Annotated in this window: 25 protein-coding genes; 16 read left to right on the top strand and 9 right to left on the bottom strand. The window is 69.5% G+C overall.

Annotation, left to right across the window (positions count from 1 at the left end):
* Nucleotides 1-83 precede the first annotated feature (83 nt).
* The 6 genes from B9C99_RS25880 to recX all read left to right on the top strand — a co-directional run bounded on the left by B9C99_RS25880 (nt 84) and on the right by recX (nt 4,449).
* Nucleotides 84-257 carry a hypothetical protein gene (locus B9C99_RS25880; RefSeq protein ID WP_006551287.1) on the top strand — a complete coding sequence of 58 codons (174 nt, stop codon included), beginning with the start codon at nt 84-86 and terminating at the stop codon, nt 255-257.
* Nucleotides 258-273: 16 nt separating this feature from the next.
* On the top strand, nt 274-996 hold the full coding sequence (locus tag B9C99_RS13560) for a PIG-L deacetylase family protein (protein ID WP_088898221.1): 723 nt from the start codon (nt 274-276) through the stop codon (nt 994-996).
* Nucleotides 997-1,036: 40 nt separating this feature from the next.
* Nucleotides 1,037-2,182 carry a nucleotide disphospho-sugar-binding domain-containing protein gene (locus B9C99_RS13555; protein ID WP_211269808.1) on the top strand — a complete coding sequence of 382 codons (1,146 nt, stop codon included), beginning with the start codon at nt 1,037-1,039 and terminating at the stop codon, nt 2,180-2,182.
* 37 nt (nt 2,183-2,219) lie between these two features.
* Complete coding sequence (locus B9C99_RS13550; protein ID WP_006551291.1) at nt 2,220-2,414, top strand: DUF3046 domain-containing protein; 195 nt, start codon at nt 2,220-2,222, stop codon at nt 2,412-2,414.
* A gap of 277 nt (nt 2,415-2,691) precedes the next feature.
* Nucleotides 2,692-3,735, top strand: coding sequence for a recombinase RecA (recA, locus tag B9C99_RS13545; protein ID WP_006551292.1), 1,044 nt, complete (start codon nt 2,692-2,694; stop codon nt 3,733-3,735).
* A 96-nt stretch (nt 3,736-3,831) separates the two neighbouring features.
* Nucleotides 3,832-4,449 carry a recombination regulator RecX gene (gene recX / locus B9C99_RS13540; RefSeq protein WP_033096537.1) on the top strand — a complete coding sequence of 206 codons (618 nt, stop codon included), beginning with the start codon at nt 3,832-3,834 and terminating at the stop codon, nt 4,447-4,449.
* 56 nt (nt 4,450-4,505) lie between these two features.
* Here the strand turns inward: recX and B9C99_RS13535 are convergent, their stop codons facing one another.
* The 4 genes from B9C99_RS13535 to gluA form a co-directional block, all read right to left on the bottom strand.
* Entirely contained in the window at nt 4,506-5,414 is a 909-nt protein-coding gene (locus tag B9C99_RS13535) for an amino acid ABC transporter permease (protein ID WP_006551295.1), read from the bottom strand.
* Nucleotides 5,411-6,091 carry an amino acid ABC transporter permease gene (locus B9C99_RS13530; RefSeq protein ID WP_006551296.1) on the bottom strand — a complete coding sequence of 227 codons (681 nt, stop codon included), beginning with the start codon at nt 6,089-6,091 and terminating at the stop codon, nt 5,411-5,413. The genes B9C99_RS13535 and B9C99_RS13530 overlap by 4 nt, the downstream gene beginning before the upstream one ends.
* Before the next feature lie 123 nt (nt 6,092-6,214).
* Nucleotides 6,215-7,048 carry a glutamate ABC transporter substrate-binding protein gene (locus B9C99_RS13525; protein ID WP_006551297.1) on the bottom strand — a complete coding sequence of 278 codons (834 nt, stop codon included), beginning with the start codon at nt 7,046-7,048 and terminating at the stop codon, nt 6,215-6,217.
* Between the two features lie 69 nt (nt 7,049-7,117).
* Nucleotides 7,118-7,846 (bottom strand): glutamate ABC transporter ATP-binding protein GluA, encoded by a 729-nt coding sequence (gene gluA, locus B9C99_RS13520; RefSeq protein ID WP_172414951.1) that lies wholly within the window; start codon nt 7,844-7,846, stop codon nt 7,118-7,120.
* Between the two features lie 225 nt (nt 7,847-8,071).
* Here gluA and miaB point away from each other — a divergent pair, with 225 nt between their 5' ends.
* Together miaB and B9C99_RS13510 are read left to right on the top strand one after the other, a co-directional pair.
* The gene (miaB, locus tag B9C99_RS13515) at nt 8,072-9,601 is read left to right on the top strand and encodes a tRNA (N6-isopentenyl adenosine(37)-C2)-methylthiotransferase MiaB (protein ID WP_088898219.1); all 1,530 of its coding nucleotides are present in this window, start codon (nt 8,072-8,074) and stop codon (nt 9,599-9,601) included.
* A complete protein-coding gene (locus B9C99_RS13510) occupies nt 9,589-10,182 on the top strand; it encodes a hypothetical protein (protein WP_088898218.1) in 594 nt (197 codons plus the stop codon). The genes miaB and B9C99_RS13510 overlap by 13 nt, the downstream gene beginning before the upstream one ends.
* A 76-nt stretch (nt 10,183-10,258) precedes the next feature.
* Here B9C99_RS13510 and B9C99_RS13505 read toward each other — a convergent pair whose 3' ends face one another.
* Nucleotides 10,259-11,671, bottom strand: a complete 1,413-nt coding sequence (locus B9C99_RS13505; RefSeq protein WP_088898217.1) for a DUF349 domain-containing protein — start codon at nt 11,669-11,671, stop codon at nt 10,259-10,261.
* 149 nt (nt 11,672-11,820) lie between these two features.
* Here B9C99_RS13505 and B9C99_RS13500 point away from each other — a divergent pair, with 149 nt between their 5' ends.
* The 5 genes from B9C99_RS13500 to B9C99_RS13480 all read left to right on the top strand — a co-directional run bounded on the left by B9C99_RS13500 (nt 11,821) and on the right by B9C99_RS13480 (nt 16,983).
* Nucleotides 11,821-12,534, top strand: coding sequence for a hypothetical protein (locus B9C99_RS13500; RefSeq protein WP_088898216.1), 714 nt, complete (start codon nt 11,821-11,823; stop codon nt 12,532-12,534).
* Nucleotides 12,531-13,493 (top strand): tRNA (adenosine(37)-N6)-dimethylallyltransferase MiaA, encoded by a 963-nt coding sequence (miaA, locus tag B9C99_RS13495; protein WP_172414946.1) that lies wholly within the window; start codon nt 12,531-12,533, stop codon nt 13,491-13,493. Before B9C99_RS13500 ends, miaA begins: the two co-directional genes overlap by 4 nt.
* A 10-nt stretch (nt 13,494-13,503) precedes the next feature.
* The gene (gene dapF / locus B9C99_RS13490) at nt 13,504-14,370 is read left to right on the top strand and encodes a diaminopimelate epimerase (RefSeq protein WP_088898215.1); all 867 of its coding nucleotides are present in this window, start codon (nt 13,504-13,506) and stop codon (nt 14,368-14,370) included.
* A gap of 106 nt (nt 14,371-14,476) precedes the next feature.
* Nucleotides 14,477-15,943 carry a GTPase HflX gene (hflX, locus tag B9C99_RS13485; RefSeq protein ID WP_059381257.1) on the top strand — a complete coding sequence of 489 codons (1,467 nt, stop codon included), beginning with the start codon at nt 14,477-14,479 and terminating at the stop codon, nt 15,941-15,943.
* The gene (locus B9C99_RS13480) at nt 15,943-16,983 is read left to right on the top strand and encodes a hypothetical protein (protein WP_088898214.1); all 1,041 of its coding nucleotides are present in this window, start codon (nt 15,943-15,945) and stop codon (nt 16,981-16,983) included. Before hflX ends, B9C99_RS13480 begins: the two co-directional genes overlap by 1 nt.
* A 2-nt stretch (nt 16,984-16,985) precedes the next feature.
* On the opposite strand, the gene B9C99_RS13475 is transcribed toward B9C99_RS13480, so the two are convergent.
* The 4 genes from B9C99_RS13475 to B9C99_RS13460 all read right to left on the bottom strand — a co-directional run bounded on the left by B9C99_RS13475 (nt 16,986) and on the right by B9C99_RS13460 (nt 21,194).
* Nucleotides 16,986-17,243, bottom strand: coding sequence for an HPr family phosphocarrier protein (locus B9C99_RS13475; RefSeq protein ID WP_006551308.1), 258 nt, complete (start codon nt 17,241-17,243; stop codon nt 16,986-16,988).
* 98 nt (nt 17,244-17,341) lie between these two features.
* A complete protein-coding gene (locus B9C99_RS13470) occupies nt 17,342-19,432 on the bottom strand; it encodes a fructose-specific PTS transporter subunit EIIC (protein ID WP_088898213.1) in 2,091 nt (696 codons plus the stop codon).
* An 8-nt stretch (nt 19,433-19,440) separates the two neighbouring features.
* Nucleotides 19,441-20,430, bottom strand: a complete 990-nt coding sequence (locus tag B9C99_RS13465) for a 1-phosphofructokinase family hexose kinase (protein ID WP_088898212.1) — start codon at nt 20,428-20,430, stop codon at nt 19,441-19,443.
* Nucleotides 20,427-21,194, bottom strand: a complete 768-nt coding sequence (locus B9C99_RS13460) for a DeoR/GlpR family DNA-binding transcription regulator (protein WP_088898251.1) — start codon at nt 21,192-21,194, stop codon at nt 20,427-20,429. Before B9C99_RS13460 ends, B9C99_RS13465 begins: the two co-directional genes overlap by 4 nt.
* A gap of 132 nt (nt 21,195-21,326) precedes the next feature.
* Here B9C99_RS13460 and ptsP point away from each other — a divergent pair, with 132 nt between their 5' ends.
* From ptsP to B9C99_RS13445, 3 genes are all read left to right on the top strand, one after another.
* Entirely contained in the window at nt 21,327-22,994 is a 1,668-nt protein-coding gene (gene ptsP, locus B9C99_RS13455) for a phosphoenolpyruvate--protein phosphotransferase (protein ID WP_016692708.1), read from the top strand.
* Between the two features lie 85 nt (nt 22,995-23,079).
* Complete coding sequence (locus B9C99_RS13450) at nt 23,080-24,372, top strand: solute carrier family 23 protein (protein WP_088898211.1); 1,293 nt, start codon at nt 23,080-23,082, stop codon at nt 24,370-24,372.
* A 172-nt stretch (nt 24,373-24,544) separates the two neighbouring features.
* Entirely contained in the window at nt 24,545-25,687 is a 1,143-nt protein-coding gene (locus B9C99_RS13445; protein ID WP_016692710.1) for an acyl-CoA dehydrogenase family protein, read from the top strand.
* Nucleotides 25,688-25,725 lie beyond the last annotated feature (38 nt).

Here is a 25,725-nt window from a genome sequence, read left to right as displayed (position 1 = left end):
CCACTCGAGCTGTCAGGATCGAGGCGTACCGAGCAAACGGAGTCCGGCACGGAAGAGGTCGGCATCGAGGGTGGGAGTACCCAATGTTCTGGAAGATCGTAGGAATCGTCGCGGTGGTGTGGGTCGGTCTCGCCGTCCTCGGTGCCCTGCTCGACAACCTGTTCGGCTTTCTCGTACTCGGCGCCGTGATCTTCGGCGGATACCTGCTGTACAAGGCAGTATCGGGAGGTGACAAGCACGACCTGACACGTCTGTAGGACGAAGGGGGCAGCTGTGGAGGCGGTACCGGAGGACTGGCAGGACGGACTCGTCGTCGTCGCCCACCCGGACGACATCGAATACGGCGCGGCGGCGGCGATCGCGCGGTGGACCCGACAGGGCAAGGAGATTTCCTACGTTCTGGCCACCAGTGGCGAGGCGGGCATCGCCGGTCTGTCGCCCGAGAAGAGCGGGCCGGTGCGGGAATCGGAGCAGCGCGAGTCCGCGCGGATCGTCGGAGTGGATACCGTCGAGTTCCTCGGGCACCCGGATGGTCGACTCGTCCCGAGTCTCGATCTCCGTCGCGACATCGCTTCCGCCATCCGACGTCATCGTCCTGAGATGGTGGTCACGCTCGCGTTCGGGCTGTCGCCCCGGCCGGGCTGGGTCAACAGTGCCGACCATCGGGCGCTCGGGATCAGCGTCCTCGACGCCGTCTCCGATGCCGCGAACGAATGGATCTTCCCGGAACTCACCGAACGCGGTCTGGAACCGTGGCACGGCGTGCGATGGGCTGCCGTGTGTCCGGGTTCGCCTCCGACCCACGCGGTGGACGTGACCGATACGGTCGAACCGGCAGTCGAGTCCCTCGCGGCGCACCGTCTGTACCTGCAGGCTCTCGACGACAGGCCGGTGGAGGCACAAGCGCGCGAACAGGTGGAGCGCGCATCGGCGCCGCTGCCGGGATTCGCTGCCGAGCGCGCCTCCGGGTTCGAGTTGTACACCTTCGCGGGATAGGAAGCGTCCCGCCGTCGGTGGCCTGTGGCAGGCTGTGCGCGTGCGAGTGGCGGTGGTGGCCGGGCCCGATGCGGGTCATGCGATTCCGGCGATCGCGTTGTCGCTGCGGCTCGCGGATGCCGGGCACGACGCGGTCGTCCTCACGGGCGAACGATGGCTCGGCCTCGAGCTGCCCGGTGTGACGTTCGCTGAGTTGAAGGGGCTGGCGCCCCGGCTCGGTGACGACGACGGCGACGCGGGGGCGAAGATCCACGCCCGCGCCGCCCATATCGCGAGCGAGATGCTCCCGGATCTCGGGGCCCTGCTACCCGACCTCGTCGTGGCGGACGTGCTCACCGCCGGCGGAGGGATGGCCGCCGAGCGCCTGGGGATCCCGTGGGTCGAGCTCTCGCCGCACCCGTTGTACCTGCCGTCGCGCGGGCTCCCGCCGATCGGCAGCGGTCTCGATGTGGGCAGGGGCGTGCGGGGCCGGTTGAGGGATGCCGCGTTGCGAGCGATGACCGCGAGATCGCTGCGGCAGGGGGAGCGCGAGCGTTCTGCCGCACGCGTCGGGATCGGTCTGCCGGCGCGCGATCCCGGGCCCCGGCCCCGGCTGATCGCCACCCTGCCGGCACTCGAGGTGCCACGTCCCGACTGGCCCGGGCACGCGCACGTCGTCGGTCCGCTGCTGTGGGAACCCACCGTGGAGATCCTCGATCCGCCGCCAGGGGACGGACCTCTCGTGATGGTCGCGCCGTCGACCGCGGTCACCGGCGTGACCGGGATGGTCGAGACGGTCTGCGACGCACTCGACGGGGCCGGGATGCGGGTCGCCGCGACGATGCTCGACCCTCCGCCGCAGTCGCTCCCCAGCTGGGCCGTCTCGGGTCGCGGCAGGCAGGACGTCCTGCTCCGGCAGGCCGATGTCGTCGTGTGCGGGGGTGGGCACGGGATGCTCGCCAAGACGCTGAGTGCGGGGGTTCCGGCGGTGATCGTTCCCGGGGGCGGCGACCAGTGGGAGCTGGCGAACCGCGCCGCACGGCAGGGGAGTGCGGTGGTGGTGCGTCCGCTCGACGCGGATGCGGTCCGCTCCGCGATCGACACCGTGCTGTCGTCGCCGGACTTCGCCGCCGCGGCTCGTGCGGCCGCGGACGGTGCCGGCGACGTGGAGGATCCGGTCGCGGTGTGCGAGGCCGCAGCGGACTGACTGTCGCGCCACACCGCGCGCGACTACCGTGGTCGGGGTGCGGTTGACGGAGTTCTACGAGGTGGTCCGGGACGAGTTCGGACAGATGCACGGCGATGCCCTGCTGCGCGATCACGTGCTGCTTTCGCTCGGTGGACGGACGGCGGCCGAGGCGATCGAGGCGGGACAGGAGCCCCGGGAGGTATGGCGCGCTCTCTGCGACGAGTTCGACGTCCCACCCGTGCGGCGGTAGCCGCGGAGCCGGTCGGGGCTGTTCCCGACCGGAATCGGTGCAGGAGTAGATGCCGGAATCGATTTTCTGTCCGACCGGGATGAGACCATTCCTGGCGTACACGAAGCGACCGGATTTCGAACACGTGTTCGGCTATGCTGGGAACGCCGGGTGGGTTGTCCACAGGTGGTGATTCCATCCACAGATACGGCGTTTCCGCGGTCGCGACAGCGAACTTGTCGGTGCCGGGTTCTAACGTCGTCGACAACAAGGACGAGATTCTATTAAGGGGACCAAGATGGCAGCACAGGCTCACGACCGCGAGAAGGCGCTCGAGCTCGCCCTCGCGCAGATCGACAAGAGCTTCGGTAAGGGCTCGGTGATGCGCCTGGGCGAGGACGTCCGTCCGCCCATCGCAGTCATTCCCACCGGGTCGATCGCACTCGACGTGGCTCTCGGTATCGGCGGCCTGCCGCGCGGGCGCGTCATCGAGATCTACGGCCCGGAATCCTCGGGTAAGACGACGGTGGCCCTCCACGCGGTCGCCAACGCGCAGGCCGCCGGCGGCATCGCGGCGTTCATCGACGCCGAGCACGCCCTCGATCCGGACTACGCGCGCAAGCTCGGTGTCGACACCGACGCCCTGCTCGTGTCCCAACCCGACACCGGTGAGCAGGCCCTCGAGATCGCCGACATGCTCATCCGCTCGGGTGCGCTCGACATCATCGTCATCGACTCGGTCGCGGCGCTCGTGCCCCGCGCCGAGATCGAGGGCGAGATGGGCGACAGCCACGTCGGTCTCCAGGCCCGCCTGATGAGCCAGGCACTGCGCAAGATGACCGGTGCGCTCAACAACTCCGGCACCACCGCGATCTTCATCAACCAGCTGCGCGAGAAGATCGGCGTGATGTTCGGCTCGCCCGAGACCACCACGGGCGGTAAGGCGCTGAAGTTCTACGCCTCCGTGCGTCTGGACGTGCGCCGGATCGAGACGCTCAAGGACGGGGGCGACGCGGTGGGCAACCGCACCCGCGTGAAGGTCGTCAAGAACAAGGTCTCGCCTCCGTTCAAGCAGGCCGAGTTCGACATCCTGTACGGCCAGGGCATCTCGAAGGAGGGCTCGCTCATCGACATGGGTGTCGAGCAGGGCTTCATCCGCAAGTCCGGCTCCTGGTATACCTACGAGGGCGACCAGCTGGGGCAGGGCAAGGAGAACGCCCGCAAGTTCCTGCTCGAGAACACCGATGTGCGCGACGAGATCGAGAAGAAGATCAAGGAGAAGCTCGGCATCGGTGCCGTTCTCACCGATCCGAGTGATGTCGAGGAGCCGGTCGACTTCTAGTCACCGCCCACGGGGGCACGGACGCACGTCGTCCGTGCCCCCGTGGCGTATCCGCACCCGGCCGCGCTGTCGGTGCGTCCGGCTACTGTGCGCGTCATGGACGACTCCGAGGAACGACGCCCCGACGCTCGGCGCGAACGACGCGGACGGCGGCGCTCGGCTCGCACCGAGCAGGAACTGCCCGGCGGCGGCACCGAAGCGCAGGCCAAGGACGTCTGTCTCCGTCTGCTGACCGATCGGGCACGCAGCCGATCCGAGCTCGCGACGAAGCTCGAGCAGAAGGGATTCGCGTCCGACGTCGCCGAACGTGCCCTCGACCGTCTCACCGAGGTCGGGTTGATCGACGACGCGGATTTCGCCAACCAGTGGGCACGTTCACGGCATCTGCACGCGGGGAAGGGTAAGCGCGCGATCGCACTCGAACTGCGCCGCAAGGGAATCGACGCCGACGACGCGGCGGCTGCCCTCGAACAGATCGACACCGCCGACGAACGGGAACGGGCGGTCGAACTCGTCCGCAAGAAGCTCCGCACCCAGCCGCCGCTGCCCACCGAAGGGGATCGGCGCGAGATCGCGGCCGAACGCGACAAGTTGGTGCGGCGGCTGGTCGGGATGCTGGCCCGGCGCGGCTACGCGCAGGGGATGGCGTTCGATGTCGTGCGGGAAGAACTCGCGACGTTCGGTGCCGACGCGAGCGACCTCCCGCACGACTGAGCCCGACTGCGAAACGCCTGGGCTCGACTGCGAACTTCGCAACCGCAGTGCTGCTGTTACTTGCGGCCCTCGCCGCTCAGGTCCAGGCCCGGCACCGACATCGTGGGCATCGTCTGCGGCTCTTCGGCCGCCACGGCACCCTTCTTCCGCTTCCCGGATCGCAGACGCTTCTCGAGCCAGATCGCGAACTGTGTCAGCGCACTGTTGAGGATGATCATGATCGCCGCGACCACCAGCAGCGACGGCAGGTAGTTCTGGAAGAACGCGCCGAGCTGCTGGCCGGAACGCACCACTTCGACATAGCCGATGAGGTAGCCGAGCGCGGAGTCCTTGAGCGCGATCACCATCTGCGACACGATCGCCGGGAGCATGACCGTCACGGCCTGCGGCAGCAGGATCAGTCGCATGAGCTGGTTCTTCCGCATGCCGATCGCGTAGGCGGCCTCGCTCTGACCACGCGGAAGCGATCGGATGCCCGCGCGCACGATCTCGGCGATGACCGAGCCGTTGTACAGGGTCAGGCCGGTGATGACCGCCGCGAGCGCGAGATATCCGGACTTGAAGACGCGGTACTCGGCGAACACCTGGTAGGCGAAGATCATCAGGATCAGCACCGGGACGGCGCGGAACAACTCGACGATCGTGCCGGCGATCCAGCGGACCCACCGGTGGTCGGACAGACGCGCGATACCCAGGACCGTGCCGAGCACGAGTGCCAGCACGATCGACGCGACGGCCGCGATGATCGTGCCGCGGATGCCGGGCAGCAGATAGGTGGTCCAGCTGGACGATTCGACGAACGGCTCCCACTTGGCGGCCGTCAGCTGTCCGTTGGCGTCGAGCGCGCGGTAGACGATCCAGCCGACCAGGACGAGGAGCGCGACCACGACCACCGACAGGATCCGGTAGAGCGCCTTGGCGCGGGGCCCGGGTGCGTCGTAGAGAACGGTTCCGTGTGCACTCATCGGGCGACCTCGTATCGCTTGCTGAGCCGGCCGAAGAGCAGGCCGGTGGGAAGGGTGAGGATGACGAATCCGAGCGCGAAGATGCCACCGACGACGAAGATGGCCGCTTCGTTCTCGATCATCGTCTTCATCAGCAGCGAGGCCTCGGACACGCCGATGACGGAGGCGATCGTCGAGTTCTTGGTCAACGCGATGAGCACCGAACCGAGCGGGGCGATGACCGCGCGGAAAGCCTGGGGGAGGACGATCAGGCGCAGATTCTGGCTGAAGGTCAGACCCAGCGAGCGGCCGGCCTCCGACTGTCCGAGCGAGACCGTGTTGATGCCCGAGCGGAGCGACTCGCACACGAAGGCCGCCGTGTAGACGCTCAGGCCGAGCACAGCGAGCCGGAAGTTGTTGTCCACCAGGAAGGTCGGCGACGACTCGGAGGCCAGCTTGATGCCGAGCGTCTGGGACAGACCGAACAGGCAAAAGATGATGATGAGGGTCAGCGGGGTGTTCCGGAAGATCGTCACGTAGGCGGCGCCGACGGCACGCGCCACCGGGATGGGGGACACGCGCATCGCGGCGAGGATCGTTCCGAGGATCAGTGCACCGATCGCCGAGATGACGGTCAACTGGATCGTGGTCCAGAACGCGTCGAGTAGCTGGCTGCTGTACTTGCTCAACAGATCCACAGGTCACTCCGGGATCGAGGGGACGGGTGGGAGTCCGGAACGGTCCGGCCGGTCCGTGGGATTACGGACCGGCCGCACCGCCGGACGTGACGGGTGGTACCCGTACTCGGTGACGATCGACACTCAGTAGCGATCGACGCTCGGCTGCTCCGGGAGCTCGTAGCCCGAGGCGCCGACCGTCTCCTGGAATGCGGCCTCCCACGCACCGCTGGCGATCATCTCCTCGATCGCGTCGTTGATCGCATTGCGCGACTCGTCGTCGCCCTTGGCGAGACCGATGCCGTAGCGCTCGGTGGTGAACGGCTCACCGACGACCTTGAAGTCGCCCGGGCTCTGCGCGGCGTAGCCGGCGAGGATGATGTCGTCGGTGGTCACCGCGTCGACCGCGCCGTTGCGCAGCGCCTCGACACACAGCGAGTAGGTGTCGAACTCCTGGAGCTGGACGTCCTGCGCGTAGTTGTCCTTCACGTTCTGGGCCGGGGTCGAACCCGCCACCGAGCACAGGCGCTTGCCGCCGTTGAGCGAGTCGGGTCCGGTGATCTCGGTGTCGTCCGCGCGCACGAGGAGCGACTGGCCCGCGATGAAGTACGGGCCGGCGAAGTCCACCTTCTCCTTGCGGGAATCGGTGATCGAGTAGGTCGCGACGATGTAGTCGACCTCACCGTTCTGGATGAGGGTCTCGCGCTGCGCGGACGGAGCTTCCTTGAACTCGATGTTCTCCTCCGAGACACCGAGCTGACCGGCGACATACTTGGCGACCTCGACGTCGAACCCGCTGAACGAACCGTCCGGGTTGCGCAGGCCCAGGCCCGGCTGGTCGAACTTGATACCGACCGTCAGGGTGCCGTTCTCCGCGGACTGCGAGACACTGCGCGTCTCGTCGCCACCGCACGCCGTAGCGACCACTGCCACGGCGACGGCGCCGATGCCCAGGCGGATGGAGCGGGACAATTTCATCGAATACCTCCGGTGCGGTTCGGAACTACGTCCGACGGGCCGGGCGGCCCGTCGGATGCGGGAATCAGGTCAGTGACTGAGGATCTTGCCGAGGAAGTCCTTGGCGCGATCGGATTTCGGTGCGGTGAAGAAGGTCTCGGGATCGGTGTCCTCGACGATGCGACCGTCGGCCATGAACAGAACGCGGTCGCCGGCCTTGCGGGCGAATCCCATCTCGTGGGTGACCACGACCATCGTCATGCCCTCTTTCGCGAGGGAGGTCATCACGTCGAGGACTTCCTGGACCATCTCGGGGTCGAGGGCGGAGGTGGGCTCGTCGAACAGCATGACCTTGGGGTTCATCGCGAGCGCGCGTGCGATCGCCACGCGCTGCTGCTGGCCGCCCGACAGCTGCGCCGGGTACTTGTCGGCCTGGTTGGCGATCCCGACGCGGTCGAGCAGCGCCATCGCCGACTCGCGGGCCTGTTCCTTCTTGATCTTGCGCACCTTCGAGGGGCCGAGCATGACGTTCTGGAGGATCGTCTTGTGGGCGAAGAGGTTGAACGACTGGAACACCATGCCGACGTCCGCGCGCAGGCGGGCCAACGCCCGGCCCTCCTCCGGCAGTAGGGTGCCGTCGACGTGGATCTCGCCCGTGTCGATCGGTTCGAGCCGGTTGATGGTGCGGCAGAGGGTCGATTTCCCCGAACCGGACGGGCCGACGACGATGACGACCTGCCCTCGTGGGATCTCGAGGTTGATGTCCTGCAATACGTGCAGGGATCCGAAGTGCTTGTTCACCCCGTTCATGGAGATCATGGACGAGCTGGTGTCCGACTTCTCGGACGGACGATCCGTTCCGGCTGCCGCTGATGTCATATCTGCAGACCCTATGCCGTCCGGCGCCCGAGACTTCGCATTTCGGGACACCTTCGGTGCACGCGTCACGGGATTTTTACGGCACGAGCGGTGACCGACACCTCGACGGGGCTCATGGGGGCAGCGCGTGGAAAGGAGACCGGTCGAGGTGAGATACCCTGAGACGTGTCACTGATCGACGAAGAAGCCCCCCGCACCGGTGCCCGGACCTACGAGGTCCGCACCTACGGCTGCCAGATGAACGTACACGACTCCGAGCGTCTGTCGGGGTTGTTGGAGGACGCCGGCTTCACCAAGGCCGGGCCCGGCGCGTCACCCGATCTGGTGGTCTTCAACACCTGCGCGGTGCGGGAGAACGCCGACAACAAGCTGTACGGCAATCTGAGTCATCTGCGTCCGGTCAAGGACGACAACCCCGACATGCAGATCGCCGTCGGAGGCTGCCTCGCCCAGAAGGACCGCGACACGGTCGTCAAGAAAGCGCCCTGGGTCGACGTGGTCTTCGGCACGCACAACATCGGCAATCTCCCCGCACTGCTCGAACGCGCGCGGCACAACCGCCGTGCCGAGGTCGAGATCCTCGACGCCCTCGAGGCGTTCCCCTCGACGCTGCCCGCCAAGCGCGAGTCGTCGTACGCCGGATGGGTGTCGATCTCCGTCGGCTGCAACAACACGTGCACCTTCTGCATCGTGCCGTCGCTGCGCGGCAAGGAGGTCGACCGGCGCCCGGGCGACATCCTCGCCGAGGTGCAGGCGCTCGTCGACGAGGGCGTGCTCGAGGTGACACTGCTCGGCCAGAACGTCAACTCCTACGGCCGGTCCTTCGCCGATCCGGAGCAGCCCCGCGACCGGGGCGCCTTCGCGTCGCTGCTGCGCGCGTGCGGCGAGATCGAGGGCCTCGAGCGGGTGCGCTTCACGTCCCCGCATCCGGCGGAGTTCACCGACGACGTCATCGACGCGATGGCGCAGACCCCCAACGTGTGCCCGCAGCTGCACATGCCGCTGCAGTCCGGCAGCGACCGGATCCTGCGCGCCATGCGCCGCTCGTACCGCAAGGAACGCTTCCTGGGCATCATCGAGCGGGTCCGTGCCGCGATGCCGCACGCCGCGATCACCACCGACATCATCGTCGGCTTCCCCGGCGAAACCGAGGAGGACTTCCAGCAGACCCTCGAGGTCGTCGAGAAGGCACGGTTCACCAGCGCGTTCACCTTCCAGTACTCGAAGCGCCCCGGCACGCCCGCTGCCGACATGGACGGTCAGCTCCCCAAGGCCGTGGTGCAGGAACGTTACGAGCGCCTGATCGCGCTGCAGGAACGCATCACCCTCGAGGAGAACCGCAAGCTCGTCGGAACCGAGGTCGAACTGCTCGTCGCCGCGGGGGAGGGCCGCAAGAACGCCGAGACCGCCCGGATGAGCGGGCGTGCCCGCGACGGCCGCCTCGTCCACTTCCGTCCCGAGGGCGCGATCGACACCGCGGTGCGTCCCGGCGACGTCATCACGATCGTCGTCAGCGACGCCGCGCCGCACCACCTCGTCGCGGACACCCCGATCCTCACGCACCGCCGTACACGTGCGGGCGACCACTTCGAACAGGGCCGGCTGCCCAAGACACCGCCGATCGGTGTCGGACTCGGACTGCCGAGCATCGGCGTCCCCGACCCGCTGCCGCCTCAGATGGGATGCAACGCATGACCACCGACAAGCCGCACGATCACCACGCGACGGGTGACGTACGCGCCGAACTCGAAGCCGCCGAACGGAAGGTGGCGAGCGACATCGACCCGGGCGCCCGGGCGATGTTCGTCGCGATCGCCGTCCTGATCCTGTTGGCGACCTTCAGCCTGCCCCACGCCGGATCCGCGAACGGGTGGGAGGTGCTGTCCTTCGCCCCGGACGCGACCACCGAGGAGATCGGTCTGCCGTCGCGGCTGTTCGTCGGCTTCGCAGTGGTCTTCGCCGGGCTGGGCTCGATCCTCGCGCTCGTCACCCGCAAGTGGTCGCTCGCGTGGGTGTCCCTGGCCGGATCGGCGGTGACCATCGTCTTCGGCATGCTCGCGATCTGGTCGCGCCAGACCCTGCCCGTCGAGTCGTCCGCCGCGGGACCGGGATTCGGTCTCGTCATCGGCTGGTTCGCCGTCATGGTGATCGTCTTCCACTGGGCCCGCGTGGTGTGGGCGCGGACCTCGGCCCAGCTCGAGGCCGAGGCCGAGTTGCGGAAGGTCGCAGCCCAGCACGAACGGCCCCGCCTGATGCGCGACGACCCCGAGGCCTGACGCCTCCGGCACGAACACGACGATCCCCCTCTCCCGACCGGGAGAGGGGGATCGTCCGTCTCGGATGTCGCGGGGGTCAGCGCTCGCCGACGGCACCTTCGGCCGCGTCGGCCCACTCGCGCCACTGCGCGGCCTGGGCGAGAGCCTTCTCGGCCTCCTTCGCCCGGCCGGCGGCGGTCGCCTTGGCGGCCTGCTCCTCGAACTGGCGCACCCGCTCACGGAACTGGGCCGCGCGCGCGAGTGCCTCGGGATCGGTGCGGCGCCACTCGGAATCCGCGGCCTCGCGCACCTTCTTCTCGATGGCCCGCAGCCGACCCTCGAGATCGTGCATGCGGTCGCGCGGCACCTTGCCGATCGCCTCCCACTGGTCCTGCAACTCGCGCAGGCGCGCCCGGGCACCTTCGAGATCGGCCGACGGGTCGATCGAGGAGGCCGCCTCGAGCAGGGCCTCCTTCGCGCGGGCGTTCTCCTCGAACTCGGCGTCGCGCTCGGCGTTCGCGGCGTTGCGTGCGGCGAAGAAGACGTCCTGGGCGCCCTTGAATCGCTTCCACAGCTGGTCGTCGGCGTCCTTCGGTGCCCGTCCGGCCGCCTTCCACTCGGCGAGCAGGTCGCGGAAGGCCGCGGCGGTGGCACCCCAGTCGGTGGAGTTCTGCAGCTCCTCCGCCCGGGCGACGAGTTCTTCCTTGCGGCTCTTCGCCGCGGCGCGCTCGCGGTCGAGTTCGGCGAAGTGGGCCCCGCGACGCCGGTTGAACCCCTCGCGTGCCTTCGAATAGCGACGCCACAACACGTCGTCGACCTTCCGGTCGACCCCGCGGATGGTCTTCCACTCCTCGAGGATCTCGCGCAGCCGGTCGCCCGCAGCCTTCCACTGGGTGGATTCGGCGGCGATCGTCTCGGCCTCGGCCGCGAGGGCCTCCTTGCGGGCCGTGCTCTCGGCGCGCCGACGCTCCTTCTCCTGCTTGGCGAGAGCCGCGGCCTCCTCGGAGTGCTCGATGATCGCGGTGAGCCGGGTGGCGAGCGCATCGAGATCACCGATGACGGCGGCGGTCGGCAGCGACTCGGCCAGTGCCTCGGCGGCCGCGCGGGTCTTCTTCACGTCGGCGGTGCCGGAGGTCAACCGGGTCTCGAGGATCGCCACCTCGGTGGCGAGATCGTCGTAACGGCGTCCGAAGTGCGCGAGGCCCTCGGCGGCGTCGCCTGCCTGCCACGATCCGATGCACCGCTCGCCCTCGCTCGTGCGGACCCATGCGGTGCCGTCCTCGTCGACGCGTCCGAACCGACTCGGATCGCTCGCGGGCACCGCCGGGACGTGGGGGTGCGTCTGGGCCGCGACGGGATGCGGCTTCGGGGGTGCTGCGGTGGAACTGCCGTTCTCTCGGCCCGCAGGGCCGGGCGTCGCAGCATGGGCTCGGGGTGTGGCGGGACCGGGACGCGGGGTCCGCTCCTGCGTCGACTCGCCGGTTCGGTCCTGTGCGTTCGGGTCGCTCATCGATACCTCATCTCTGCCGCGCGGCACGGCTGCCTGGTCGCATGGGTCTACCGCCGGTCGATCCCGGGGCTCCGCGATCGTGTCCGCCCACTATTGAAACAGGTCGTGTCGATGCAGGGCGCCGGGTCCGGTGGACTACGGTTGCCGATGTGTTGACCGCCGCGGCGTTCGTGCCGTCCCCACCGCTGCTCGTGCCCGAGCTGACCGGTCTCGCCGCGTCCGAGACCGACGATCTGCGCGAGGCGGTTCTCGAGGTCGGTCGTAGCCTGTCCGGTGCCACGGAATGGGTGGTCGTGGGAGCCGAGACGGCCGAACAGACCGTTCCCCCCACCGCGCGCGGGTCCTTCCTCGGCTTCGGTGTCGACGTCACGGTCCAGCTCGGTCCCGAGGCCGCCGGCGAACCCGATCCCGCGCTCGCGTTGACCGCTCTGGTGGCCGGCTGGATCCGCGACCGCACGGCACCCGGCACCCGCGTGACGACCCACGTGGTGGCCGCCGACGCCGCCGCCGCCCACTGCGCCGATCTCGGCCGCGACCTGCGTGCGGAACTCGACCGCGACGATCGGCCGCGAGCGTTGCTCGTCGTCGCGGACGGAGCGACGACCCTCACGGCCAAGGCGCCCGGCGCCTACGATCCGCGTTCGGAGGAGGTCGAGGCGGCCCTGGCCGCGGCGCTCTGCGCCGGCGATTCGGAGGCGCTCGCGGCACTCGACCCCGAGCTGTGTTCGGACATCAAGCTGACCGGACGCGCCGCCTGGCACGTCCTTGCGGCCACCCTCGGCGCGCGCCCGCGTTCGGCGTCCGTCACCTACTCCGCCGCGCCCTACGGCGTGGGCTACCACGTGGGAATCTGGACACCGTGAGCGCAGGAATCACCGGCCCCGCCGACACGCTCGTACCGATCGCGGTGGTGGGCCCCACCGCCACGGGCAAGTCCGATCTCGGACTGGACCTCGCCGAGGCGCTCGGTGGCGAGATCGTCAACATCGACGCGATGCAGCAGTACCGCGGGATGGACATCGGGACGGCCAAGCTGGCACCGGACGAGCGTCGCGGGATCCCGCACCATCAGCTCGACGTCCTCGACGTCACCGAGACTGCGACGGTCGCCCGCTACCAGCAGGCCGCGATCGCCGATGTCGAGGCGATCCTCGGGCGCGGTCGTCTCCCGATCGTCGTCGGCGGATCGATGATGTACGTACAGGCACTGCTCGACGAATGGCAGTTCCCGGCGACGGATCCGCAGGTCCGCGCCAAGTGGGAGGCGGTCCTCGAGACCGAGGGGCTCGCAGCGGTCCACCGGGCGCTGCAGAGCGCCGATCCCGCCGCCGCGGCGACGATCCTGCCCACCGACGGCCGCCGCATGGTCCGCGCGCTCGAGGTCGTCGAACTGACCGGGCAACCGTTCGCGGCGTCGCAGCCGACGATCGGTGAGCCTCGCTGGGGCACCGTGATCCTGGGCGTCGACCGCGACACCGCCGAACTCGACGACCGCATCGCGCGGCGCACCGACCTGATGTTCGAACGCGGCCTCGTCGACGAGGTGCACGGTCTCCTCGAGGTCGGCCTGCGCGAGGGTGTCACGGCCCGTCGCGCGATCGGTTACGCGCAGGTCCTCGCGTACGTCGACGGGGAGTACGACCTCGATCACGCGCGCGAGCGGACGTTCATCGGGACCCGGCGCTACGTACGACGGCAACGCTCGTGGTTCCGCCGCGACCCGCGCATCCACTGGCTCGACGGCGCCGACCCCCACCTGCTCGACGCTGCCCTGCGGGCCGTCCGGGACGCACGCACATCACCGGCCTCACCAGCCCGATAAGGTAGCGCGCATGGAGTTCAGCAAAGGGCACGGAACCGAGAACGACTTCGTGATCCTTCCCGATCCCGACGCGCGCCTGGACCTCGACGCAGGCCGGATCGCCGCCCTGTGCGACCGGCGTCGCGGGCTCGGTGCCGACGGTGTGCTCCGCGTCGCCCGTGCCGGTGCGCTGGTGTCGGCCGGCGTGCTCGGAGAACTGCCCGAGGGCACCGGGGCGGACGACTGGTTCATGGACTACCGCAACGGCGACGGATCCATCGCCGAGATGTGCGGCAACGGTGTGCGGGTGTTCGCGCACTATCTCACCGCGCACGGGCTCGAGAACCGCCGCGAGTTCGTCGTCGGCAGCCGCGCCGGAGGCAAGCCCGTCACGGTGCACGAGACCGGACCTGTCCTCGGCGAGGTGACCGTGGACATGGGGACGGTGCGCACCCTCGGCGAGTCGGCGGCGACCATCGACGGACGGGTCTACCCGGGCATCGGCATCGACGTCGGCAACCCGCACCTCGCGTGCGTGGACCCGCACCTGAACGAGACGAGCCTGGCCGGTCTCGACCTCACCTCGCCCGGCTTCGACCCGGGCTTCTTCCCACACGGCGTCAACATCGAGTTTCTGACCCCCATCGCGGCCGGAACGGTCCACATGCGCGTCCACGAACGCGGCGTGGGGGAGACCCGCTCGTGCGGAACCGGCACGGTCGCCGCGGCCGCTGCGGCCCTGCGCTTCGACGGCGCATCCGAGGGCGCGGTGCGGGTCCGGATCCCGGGCGGCTCGGTCGAGGTGCGGATCGAGGACGGTCACGCCTGGCTACGCGGACCGTCGGTGCTGGTCGCGGTGGGTGAACTCGACGACACCTGGTGGTCGGCGCCGAACTGATCGGCACCGATCGGCCCTGCTGAGGCGCACTCGGGTATGCCCCTGCGCGAATGCGGCGGAAAAACTCGAATGCACCGATTCGGGCTTCGTGACACCATGGAGGTGTATGACGAACACACAGCGCACGCGCCGCGCAACCACAGATGACAGCACTTCGACCGCGTACGACGCACCCGGAGGCTGGACCGCCGAGGATCCGTCCGTCGGCGAGATGCAACTCGAAGACCGCAGCGCGTTGCGGCGTGTGGTCGGTCTGTCCACCGAACTCGAGGACATCACCGAGGTCGAATACCGCCAGCTCCGACTCGAGCGTGTCGTGCTCGTCGGGGTCTGGACGGGCGGAACGGCCGCCCAGGCGGAAGCGAGCCTGGCCGAGCTGGCCGCACTCGCCGAGACCGCCGGCTCCGAGGTCCTCGAAGGTCTCGTCCAGCGTCGCGACCGGCCCGATGCCTCCACCTACATCGGTTCCGGCAAGGCCGACGAGCTCCGGCAGATCGTACTGACCACCGGCGCGGACACCGTGATCTGCGACGGCGAACTCACTCCCGCCCAGCTCACGGCGCTGGAGAAGGTCGTCAAGGTCAAGGTCATCGACCGGACCGCGCTGATCCTCGACATCTTCGCCCAGCACGCCACCTCGCGAGAGGGCAAGGCGCAGGTCTCCCTCGCGCAGATGGAGTACATGCTCCCGCGCCTGCGCGGCTGGGGCGAGTCGATGTCGCGGCAGGCCGGTGGTCGTGCCGGCAGCAACGGCGGTGTGGGCCTGCGTGGCCCCGGTGAGACGAAGATCGAGACCGACCGCCGCCGGATCCGCGAGCGGATGGCCAAGCTCCGTCGCGAGATCAAGGCGATGAAGGCCGCGCGCGACACCAAGCGCACCCGGCGTCTGCGCAACAGGATCCCGTCCGTCGCGATCGTGGGCTACACCAACGCCGGTAAGTCGAGCCTGCTCAACAAGCTCACCGGCTCCGGTGTCCTGGTGCAGAACGCACTGTTCGCGACCCTGGATCCGACGACCCGCCGGTCGGCGCTGCCCGACGGCCGCGAGTACGTGCTCACCGACACCGTCGGTTTCGTCCGGCACCTCCCGACCCAGCTGGTCGAGGCGTTCCGGTCGACCCTCGAGGAGGTCGCCGACGCCGATGTGCTGCTCCACGTCGTCGACGGCTCCGACCCGCTGCCCACCGAGCAGATCAAGGCGGTGCGCGAGGTCGTCACCGAGGTGCTCCGCGAATCGGACGCCCCGCCGCCGCCGGAGTTGATCGTCGTCAACAAGATCGACGCCGCCGATCCGGTGACACTGACACAGTTGCGCAGCGCGATCCCCGGCGCGGTGTTCGTCTCCGCGCACACCGGGGAGGGCGTCGAGGAGTTGCAGACCCAGCTCGCGGGTCTGCTCGAGGATCCCGACGTCGAGGTGAAGCTGCTCCTGCCGTACACCCGCGGCGACCTGCTCGCACGCATCCACTCGGACGGTCAGATCCTCTCGTCCGAGCACGAGGTGGACGGCACACGGGTGCACGCGAAGGTGCCGGCAGCGCTGGCGTCGGCATTGGTCGACTTCGCGGCCTGATGCGGGTCGTGCGCCGGGCGGCGCTGCTCGCTGCCGTCGTGGCGTTCGTGCCGGCCCCGAACGCCGGCGCGCAGGACACCGCGATCCCGGCCGCGGATCTGCCGACCGAGATGCTGTGCACTCCCGACGATCCCGCGCTCGCCGAACTGTCCGGCCTCGCGACGATCGGCGACCGGCTGTTCGCGACCCCCGACGCCGGAGAGGACGAACGCATCGTCGAACTCGACGGGGATTGTGCGGTTCTGCAACGGATCCCGTCGCCCGTCGATCCCTACGACGTCGAGGATCTCGCCGCGGGTCCCGACGGCCGGTTGTGGCTCGGCGATCTCGGCGACAACACCCGCGTCCGCGAGACGATCGCGCTCATCTCCCTCGACCCCGACACCGGGCAGGGAGATCTGCACCGGCTGACCTATCCCGACGGTCCCCGCGACGCCGAGACCGTACTCGTCTCCGCGACAGGCGAACCGATCATCGTGACGAAGGCGCTGTTCGGATCGAGCAATGTCTACCGGCCCGCACGCGGACTCACGATCGACGGCCTGCCCGTCCCGGGACCGGCCCCCCTCGAGAAGGTCGGATCGCTGGCACTCGGACCGTCGGACACCCCCGGCGGTCCCGTTCCCGGTGCGTCCTCCTCGATGGTCACCGGCGGTGCGGTCAGCGCCGACGGGACGGTCGCGGCGGTCCGCACCTACACCGACGTCTACCTGTTCCACGTCCCCGACGGCGATCTCGCGTCCGCTCTGGTCGCCGGTCCGCGCTTCCGCGTCCCGATCCCGGACGAACCGCAGGGCGAAGCCGTCGCCTTCACCGCCGACGGTGACCTGGTCACCGCGTCCGAGCGCGGCGCGGCAGGCACGGAGAATCCACCGATCCATATCCGTCGCGGTGCGACCGATCTCTTCGCACCCGCGGACGACGATGCCGCGGACGAGATGTCGTCCGCGGCACTGCCGGTAGTCGGTGCGGGCGTGGCAGCCGGGGTCATCGCGCTCGGGGTCCTCGGACTCGTCGTCCGGCGCCGCGCCCGCGGCTGAGATCAGGCGTCGAGGTCTGCGGCGACCAGTTCCGCAACCTGCGCGAGGACCGCGTCGTCGTCGCACGAGATCGTGACCTGCGTGCCCTTTTCCGCGCCGAGCGTCATGATCATCAGGGCCGAACCGGCGTCGACGGGCTCGCCGCCGTCGACCGCGAGGGTCACCGGGACACCGGCCGCGACCACGGCCTCGGCGATGATTCCTGCGGGACGGGCGTGGAGGCCGATGGACGAACCGACGGCAACCGTGGTGCTGGGCATGTGAATCTCCTTCGTGGTGGGGAAGTGCAGGGCGTCGATCAGGAAGATGTCGCTGTGATCAGGAGCGTGCCGCTGTGACCAGGAGCGTGCGGCTGTGATCAGGAGCGTGCGGCTACGGGCTCGGGGTTCGTCTCGTCGGCGGCTTCCCGGGCGGGACGGGTGATCGACTTGGCGATACTGACCGCGAGTGCGGCGACCACCGTGCCCGCCGCCAGCGCGATCAGGAACCACACGACGCGGTCCATCGCGAACAGCACGAACAATCCGCCGTGGGGAGCGGTGAGCGTGACACCCGTCGCCATGACGATGCCGCCGGTCACAGCGCCGCCGAGCATCATCGAGGGGATCACCCGGAACGGGTCGGCCGCGGCGAACGGGATGGCGCCCTCCGAGATGAACGACGCACCGAGCAGCCAGGCGGCCTTGCCGTTCTCGCGTTCGGCCGTGCTGTAGAGACGCGGACGCACCAGCGACGACAGTGCCATGGCGAGCGGCGGAACCATGCCGGCGGCCATGACCGCCGCCATGATCTCGAGCGAACCGGTGTTGGCGACGTCGAGACCCGCGACCGCGAAGGCGTAGGCGGCCTTGTTGACCGGCCCGCCGAGGTCGAAGCACATCATCAGGCCGAGGATCGCACCGAGCAGCACCGCGGAACCGCCGGACAGACCGTTGAGCCAGTCGGTGAGACCGGTGGTGATCGCGGCCAGCGGGCGACCGAGCAGCAGGAACATGAGCCCACCGACGATCAGGCTCGCGAGCAGCGGGATGATCACCACGGGCATCAGGCCACGGGCCCAGGTGGGCAGTGGGATACGGCCGACCCACAGGGCCGCGAAACCGGCGATGATGCCGCCGACGAGACCGCCGATGAAGCCGGCGCCGACGAAGACGGCCACCGCGCCGGCGGTGAAACCCGGGGCCAGACCCGGACGGTCCGCGATCGCGAAGGCGATGTACCCGGCCAGTGCCGGGACGAGGAACGAGAACGCCAACGAGCCGATCTGGTACAGGACCGCACCGAGATAGGCGCCGAGCCCACCCTCGGGAAGGTTGGTGAGCGTGTTGTCGAGGACGATGTCGGCGGCCGAATCGGTGATGTCGGGACCGGCGAGCAGGAAGCCCAGGGCGATGAGCAGACCACCGGCCGCGACGAACGGGATCATGTAGCTCACGCCGGTGAGCAGGATCTGCCGCAATCGGGTGCCCCAGCCGAGGTCGCTGCCGCTCTCCGACTCACCCGCCGGGGCGCCGGGGGTTCCCTCGACGGTGCGTGCGGACGGATCTGTGGCGGCCCGCAGGGCCTCGTCGACCATGGTGTCCGGTTCGTTGATCGCGCGCTTGACGCCCGACGCGATCACGGGCTTGCCGGCGAACCGTTCGCGGCCCTTGACGCCCACGTCGGTGGCGAAGATGACGGCGTCGGCACCGGCGATCACCTCGGCGGGCAGGGGAGTGCTGCCGCTCGATCCCTGCGTCTCCACCCGGACGGTCACACCTGCGCGTTCACCGGCTGCGGACAGTGCGTCGGCGGCCATGTAGGTGTGCGCGATGCCGGTCGGGCACGCGGTGACCGCGACGATCGTGCGGCCTCCGGGCTGTTCCGCGCTCTGAGGCGGCGCGACCGCGGGCTTCGCGGAGGCTGTCGGTGCCGGCTGCTGCGGCGCTGCGGTCGAGGCGGCGGGAGTGCCGCTCGACGGCGCCGGTCGGGGCGGGAGGACGTCCTCGACCAGCGCGATGACCTCCTCCGCGGACGCGGCCGCGCGCAGCGACGCGACGAAGTCGGGGCGCACGAGTGCACGAGCGAGAGCGGTGAGGAGCTTCATGTGGTCGCCGCCCGCACCTTCGGGCGCGGCGATGAGGAAGACGAGGTCGGCGGGTCCGTCGGGCGCACCGAAGTCGGCCTTCGGGGACAGTCGGGCGAAACCGAGCGACGGGGTGGTCACCGCTTCGCTGCGCGCGTGCGGGATCGCGATCCCGCCGGGAAGACCGGTGGCGGACTTGGCCTCCCGTTCGAGAACGGCCGCGGTGAGTGCGTCGGCGTCGGACGCGCGACCGTTCGCTGCGAGACGCTCGGCGAGGGCGGCGATGACGGAGTTCTTGTCGGATCCCAGGTCGGCATCGAGCGAGACGAGTTCCGTGCCGATGATCGAGGAACCGCCTGCGGAGCCGGAGGTGGTGTCGGACATGACGTTCCTTAGGAGTGGGAGGGGAGCGGTCGGGGTCGGCGGTGGACGTCGGTGACGTGCACTCGGGATGGATCGACGGAATCGGTTGTGGGCAAGGCTGTTCCGGGGAGTGTGACGGCCGCGGTCCCGTACGCCACGGCGAGGCGCAGGCACTCGTCGGGTGTGTGACCGGCCTGCTCGGCGAGCAGATATCCGGCGAGCGACGAATCGCCCGCCCCGACCGTGCTGCGGACCGTGACGTCGTCGGCGGTGGCGCGCCACGCGCCGGTGGCGGTGACCAACACTGCGCCTGCACCGCCGAGGGTCGCGAGCACCGCGCCGACACCGCGTTCGACCAGCACGCGTCCTGCGTCGACCACGGCGCCGACGTCCCCCGCGGCGGCACCGGATTCGAGTTCGTGGGCGTCGGCGCCGGTGAGCTGGGCCAGTTCGTCGGAATTCGGCTTGATCACGTCCGGGGCCGCCGCAGGGAACCGCTCGGCGAGGGCGAGCAGTGGCCGCTCGGAGGTGTCGACCGCGATGCGGCATCCGAGGCCGCGCAGTGCACCTACGAGATCGGCATACCACGATTCGGGCACACCGGGAGGAAGAGAACCGGACAGGACGGTCCACGCCGCTCCCTGAGCGCATTCGAGCAGGACGGCGTGGAGCTCGCCCAGTGTGCGTCCGGTGCAGGGGGTTCCGGGTTCGTTGAGCTTGGTGGTGGTGCCGTCGGGTTCGGCGACGGTGATGTTGTTGCGCGTAGGTCCGGAGGTGGGCACGGCCCGATGGGCGATGCCCTGGTCGTCGAGCGCGGCGAGCAGAGGATCGCCGGCGTTGGCCGGGAGCACGGCGACGACCTCGGTCGTCGCGGCGTGCAGCACACGAGCGACGTTGATCCCCTTGCCGCCCGGATCGACGGTGGATCGCTCGGTTCGATGCACCCTCCCGCGCTCGAGAGGGCCCGTCAGCCCGACCGTGCGATCGAGACTGGGGTTGGCCGTGAGCGTGACGATCATGCCGTCACCACCTCGATTCCGTGTTCGATGAGTTGCCGACGGTCGGTGTCGTCGAGGTCGGTGTCGGTCACCAGGACGTCGATCGGTTCGAGCGACGCGAAGCTCAGCAGATTGCGCCGACCGACCTTCGACGAGTCGGCGACCACGACGACGCGGTCGGCGGTGCGCACCATCGCGCGCTTGACCGCGGCCTCGTCGGCGTCGGGGGTGGACAGGCCGTGGTCGATGCTGAGGGCATTGGTGCCGATGAACGCCACGTCGACGTGCACCGTCGACAAGGTGGCGAGGACCTCGGCGCCCACCGCGGCCTGCGTGACGCCGCGGACACGACCGCCGAGCAGGTGCAGTTGCACGGTGCTCATCGCGGCGAGGCGCGCGGCGATGGGCACCGAGTTGGTGACGACGGTGAGTTCGACCTCGGGCGGCAGCGCTCCGACGATCCTGCCGGTGGTGGTGCCGGCGTCGAAGAGCACGCTTCCGCCGGTGGGCGGGAGGAAGGACGTCGCGGCGGTGGCGATGCGGTCCTTGTGTTCGGCGCGGGTGTGCTCGCGTTCGGAGAGGGCGGGCTCGGCCACCGAGAGCGAGGCGGCCGGGATCGCGCCGCCGTGGACGCGCCGCACGAGGCCCAGGCGTTCGAGGTGCGCGAGGTCGCGGCGCACCGTCTCGGTGGTGACGCCGTACCGGTCGGCGAGCACTGCGACCGATACGCGGCCACGAGCCGCCACCAGCGCTGCGATCGCCTGCTGCCGTTCCTCTGCGTACACCGACACTCCTGGGGGTACCCGATTTGTGGGAAAACAATGTTGGTTTATGTTGTTTTACGCCCGTCTGTGTTGACATGTCAAGGCTTCCGAGTAATCTGAGTCACAACGAACTACTGCGGTGAGGAGATCTCCATGGAGCAGTCGGCGTCCGTCCTGCACGGCACCCCCGTCGTCCCCGGTATCGGATACGGGCCGGTCATCCGTCCCGTCGCGCGTCCTGTGGTTCCGGCCCAGGGCACCTCGATCCCCGACACGGCGCGCGAGGCCGAGGTGGGCCGATTCGAGGACGCCGCGAAGGTCGTGGCCGAGCGACTGCGGGCCCGTGCCTCGCGTGCATCGGGTGCCGCGGCAGAAGTGCTCCAGGCCACCGCTGTGCTGGTCGAGGACCGCGCCTGGCGCGGGGCGGCCGCGACGAAGATCCGCTCCGGCACCGATGCGGTCGGCGCCACCGTCGCCGCCACCGACCAGTTCGCGGCCCTGTTCGAGAAGATGGGCGGACTACAGGCCGAGCGGGTCACCGACCTGCTCGACATCCGCGACCGCGTGATCGCCGAATTGCAGGGCGCCCCCGAACCCGGGCTCGAGATGCCCGACGCGCCGTCCGTGCTCCTCGCGACCGATCTCGCACCCGCCGACACCGCCGGACTCGACCCGTCCGTGGTCGTCGCGCTGGCCACCTCCCTCGGAGGGCCCACCAGCCACACCGCGATCATCGCGCGCCAGCTCGGCATCCCGTGCGTCGTCGCGGTGGCAGGCCTCGACGATGTCCCGGCCGGCACCGAGGTGCTGGTCGACGGCGCGACGGGCCGGATCGTGCTCTCCCCGGACAGTGGCGAGGCCGCGGCCGAGGTCGAACGCGACCGCGTCGAGCGCGAGCGGGTGGCGGGGTGGTCCGGTCCCGGCGCCACCGCCGACGGTCACCCGGTCGAGATCCTCGCCAATGTGCAGGACGGATCCGGTGCCGTCGCGGCGCGCCGGACGCCGGCGCAGGGCGTCGGTCTGTTCCGCACCGAACTGTGCTTCCTCGACCGCGACAGCGAACCGACGGTGGACGAGCAGGCCGACATCTATGCGGAGGTCTTCGAGGCGTTCGAAGGGCGGAAGGTCGTCCTGCGGACTCTCGACGCCGGCTCCGACAAGCCCCTCCGGTTCGCCAACCACCCCGACGAGCACAATCCCGCCCTCGGCGTCCGCGGTATCCGCATCACGACCACGGCGCCGGGGGTCCTCGATCGTCAGCTCGACGCGGTGGCCGCGGCCGCCTCGCGCACCGGCGCCACGCCGTGGGTCATGGCGCCGATGGTGGCGACCGTCTCGGAGGCCGCCGATTTCGCCGCGAGGGTGCGCGAGCGCGGACTGTCACCGGGCGTCATGATCGAGGTTCCGTCTGCTGCGCTGCTCGCCGATCGGTTGCTCGAACACCTGGACTTCCTGTCGATCGGCACCAACGACCTCGCCCAGTACACGATGGCGGCCGACCGGATGTCGCCGCAGCTGGCCGCACTCACCGACCCGTGGCAGCCCGCGGTGCTCACGCTCGTGGCCCGCGCGGCACAGGCCGGGGCGGCCGCGGGCAAGCCGGTGGGGGTGTGCGGCGAGGCGGCGGCCGACCCGCTCCTCGCCTGCGTCCTGGCCGGCATGGGCGTGACCTCCCTGTCGTGCGCCGCGTCGGCGGTGACGGGTGTCGGGGCCCGGCTCTCCTCGGTCCCGCTGGACCGTTGCCGTGAGGCGGCCGAGGCGGTCCTCGCGAGCGACGACCCCGTCGCGGCACGGGCCGCGGCAGCGAAACTGCTGGACTGAGCGGCAAGGCCGGGACGGCCGGTTCCACGCGGCCGGGACGGCCTGTTCCACGCGCTCGAGGCTGCCGGTTCTACGATGACCTGTCGTGACCGAACGAGCGAACACGACCGGACGCACGACCACACGCCGCGGCTGGACCCTGCACGGCGACGGGCGTCGTATCAATCCCGGTGCGGTGGTCGCACCGCACGAGCGACTGTCGTGGCCGCGCACCATCGGCATCGGGATGCAGCACGTCATCGCGATGTTCGGCGCCACCCTGCTCGTGCCGACGATCACCGGCTTCCCCGTCACGACGACGCTGCTCTTCTCCGGTATCGGCACCGCGCTGTTCCTGATCATCACGCGCGGCCGGGTGCCGAGCTATCTCGGTTCGTCGTTCGCGTTCATCGCGCCGCTCAGCGCGTCGGCCGGTTCCGGTCCGGCAGCGCAGCTCGGCGGAATCGTCGCCGTCGGCATCGTGCTCGTGCTCATCGGTCTGATCGTCAAGGCGGCGGGTTCGCGCATCATCGACGCGGTCATGCCGCCGGTGGTCACCGGGGCGATCGTCGCCCTCATCGGCCTCAATCTCGCACCGACCGCCACCGGCTCGTTCGAAGCCCAACCGCTCGTCGCCACGATCACGCTCGTGGTCACGCTGCTCGTGACAGTCGTCGGCCCGGGCATGCTCGGCCGCCTCGGCATCCTCGTCGGTGTGATCGTCGGATGGATCTTCGCGGCGCTCACCGGGGCGATCGCGTCCGAACGCATCGACGCCATGCGGGACGCCGCCTGGTTCGGTCTGCCCGACCTGCGCGCCCCCACCTTCGAACTGTCGGTCGTGCTGCTGGCGCTGCCCGTCGTCGTCGTGCTGGTCGCGGAGAACGTCGGCCACGTCAAGGCGGTCGCCGCGATGACCGGCCGGAACCTCGACGATATGGCCGGCAACGCGCTCATCGCCGACGGCCTCGCGACCACCCTCGCCGGTGCGGGCGGCGGCTCGGGCACCACCACCTACGCCGAGAACATCGGCGTCATGGCGGCCACGCGCGTGTACTCGACCGCTGCATACGCCGTCGCGGCGGTCACCGCCGTCGTGCTGGCCTTCTCGCCGAAGTTCGGTGCGCTGGTGTTCACCGTGCCCGACGGTGTCCTCGGTGGCGCGACCCTCGTGCTCTACGGCCTGATCGGCATCCTCGGTGTCCGCATCTGGACGGAGGCGAAGGTCGACTTCACGGATCCGGTCAACCTCACGGTCGCGGCCGCGGCGCTCGTCGCCGGTATCGGCGACCTGACTCTGTCGATCGGCTCGGTCGAACTCGGCGGTATCGCCTGGGGTTCGATCGGCATCCTCGTCGCGTACCCGCTGCTGCGCAGACTCGCAGATCTGCGCCGCTGACCGGCGCCCGGCGCGACGGCCGACACCGACCCGTGCCCGCGGGTCGTTCGATACCGACGCGCGCCCGCCGGGGGTCGTCCGGGTCACAAAATGCGCTCGGTTGTGTCAGCGTCACCGCGCGCTCGGCTGCATACCGTGAGTATGTCGAACGACGTCTCACACAGGAGCGCAGATGGAACGCACCCTTTTCGAGCCCGAGCACGACCTCTTCCGGGAGTCGTACCGGAAGTTCCTCGAACAGGAGGTGGCCCCCTTCCACGAGCAGTGGGAGAAGGACAAGATCGTCGACCGTGAGGTGTGGAAGAAGGCCGGCGCGCAGGGCTTCCTCGGCATGGCGGTGCCGGAGGAGTACGGCGGCGGTGGAATGGACGACTTCCGTTACAACGCCATCATGGCCGAGGAGACCACCAAGCTGGGCTTCAGCGGTCTGGGCTTCATGCTGCACAACGATGTCGTCGCTCCCTACCTGCTCGAGCTCGCGAACGAGGAGCAGAAGAAGCGCTGGCTTCCGGGCTTCTGTTCGGGTGAGCTGATCACGGCCATCGCGATGACCGAGCCCGGCACCGGCAGCGACCTGCAGGGCATCAAGACCCGTGCGGTGCGCGACGGTGACGACTGGGTCCTCAACGGCGCCAAGACGTTCATCACCAACGGCATCCACTCCGACCTGGTGATCGTCGTCGCCTGCACCGACCCGGAGAAGGGCGCCCAGGGCTTCTCGCTGCTCGTCGTCGAGCGCGGCATGCCGGGCTTCGAGCGGGGACGCAACCTCGACAAGATCGGCCTCGACGCGCAGGACACGGCGGAGCTCAGCTTCAACGACGTCCGCGTCCCGGCGGCCAATCTCCTCGGTCAGGAGGGCATGGGCTTCATCTACCTGATGCAGAACCTGCCGCAGGAGCGCCTGGCGATCGCGGTCGTCGCCGCGGCTGCGATGGAGCGCGTGCTCGACGACACGATCCAGTACTGCCGCGACCGCAAGGCGTTCGGCAAGCCGATCGGCAAGTTCCAGAACACCCGCTTCGAGCTCGCCGAGCTCGCCACCGAGACCCAGCTCGCCCGGGTGTTCGTGGACCGGTGCATCGAGCTGCTCAACGAGAAGAAGCTCACCGTCCAGGAAGCCGCGATGGCCAAATACTGGACCACCGACAAGCAGGTCGAGCTGATCGACCGCTGCCTGCAGCTGCACGGCGGCTACGGCTACATGCGCGAGTACCCGGTCGCCAAGGCGTACCTCGATGCCCGCGTGCAGAAGATCTACGGCGGCACGAACGAGATCATGAAGGAAGTCATCGGGCGCGGCCTCAACGTCTGAGGCACGTACGAGAAAGGCCGGGGTGGCTCCGCTCAGCG

Origin of the sequence: Rhodococcus sp. BUPNP1 (assembly GCF_002215235.1) — a bacterium.
Classification (GTDB): domain Bacteria; phylum Actinomycetota; class Actinomycetes; order Mycobacteriales; family Mycobacteriaceae; genus Rhodococcus.
Note: the sequence above shows the minus strand (reverse complement) of the source record. Positions and strands in the feature narration are given on the sequence as shown.

Bases quoted from the DNA above. Each gene is read 5' to 3' on its own strand.
- B9C99_RS25880 (WP_006551287.1), top strand. From the start codon at position 84: ATGTTCTGGAAGATCGTAGGAATCGTCGCGGTGGTGTGGGTCGGTCTC.
- recA (WP_006551292.1), top strand. From the start codon at position 2,692: ATGGCAGCACAGGCTCACGACCGCGAGAAGGCGCTCGAGCTCGCCCTC.
- recX (WP_033096537.1), top strand. From the start codon at position 3,832: ATGGACGACTCCGAGGAACGACGCCCCGACGCTCGGCGCGAACGACGC.
- B9C99_RS13535 (WP_006551295.1), bottom strand. From the start codon at position 5,414: ATGAGTGCACACGGAACCGTTCTCTACGACGCACCCGGGCCCCGCGCC.
- B9C99_RS13525 (WP_006551297.1), bottom strand. From the start codon at position 7,048: ATGAAATTGTCCCGCTCCATCCGCCTGGGCATCGGCGCCGTCGCCGTG.
- gluA (WP_172414951.1), bottom strand. From the start codon at position 7,846: ATGATCTCCATGAACGGGGTGAACAAGCACTTCGGATCCCTGCACGTA.
- B9C99_RS13510 (WP_088898218.1), top strand. From the start codon at position 9,589: ATGCAACGCATGACCACCGACAAGCCGCACGATCACCACGCGACGGGT.
- B9C99_RS13505 (WP_088898217.1), bottom strand. From the start codon at position 11,671: ATGAGCGACCCGAACGCACAGGACCGAACCGGCGAGTCGACGCAGGAG.
- dapF (WP_088898215.1), top strand. From the start codon at position 13,504: ATGGAGTTCAGCAAAGGGCACGGAACCGAGAACGACTTCGTGATCCTT.
- hflX (WP_059381257.1), top strand. From the start codon at position 14,477: ATGACGAACACACAGCGCACGCGCCGCGCAACCACAGATGACAGCACT.
- B9C99_RS13480 (WP_088898214.1), top strand. From the start codon at position 15,943: ATGCGGGTCGTGCGCCGGGCGGCGCTGCTCGCTGCCGTCGTGGCGTTC.
- B9C99_RS13475 (WP_006551308.1), bottom strand. From the start codon at position 17,243: ATGCCCAGCACCACGGTTGCCGTCGGTTCGTCCATCGGCCTCCACGCC.
- B9C99_RS13470 (WP_088898213.1), bottom strand. From the start codon at position 19,432: ATGTCCGACACCACCTCCGGCTCCGCAGGCGGTTCCTCGATCATCGGC.
- B9C99_RS13465 (WP_088898212.1), bottom strand. From the start codon at position 20,430: ATGATCGTCACGCTCACGGCCAACCCCAGTCTCGATCGCACGGTCGGG.
- ptsP (WP_016692708.1), top strand. From the start codon at position 21,327: ATGGAGCAGTCGGCGTCCGTCCTGCACGGCACCCCCGTCGTCCCCGGT.
- B9C99_RS13445 (WP_016692710.1), top strand. From the start codon at position 24,545: ATGGAACGCACCCTTTTCGAGCCCGAGCACGACCTCTTCCGGGAGTCG.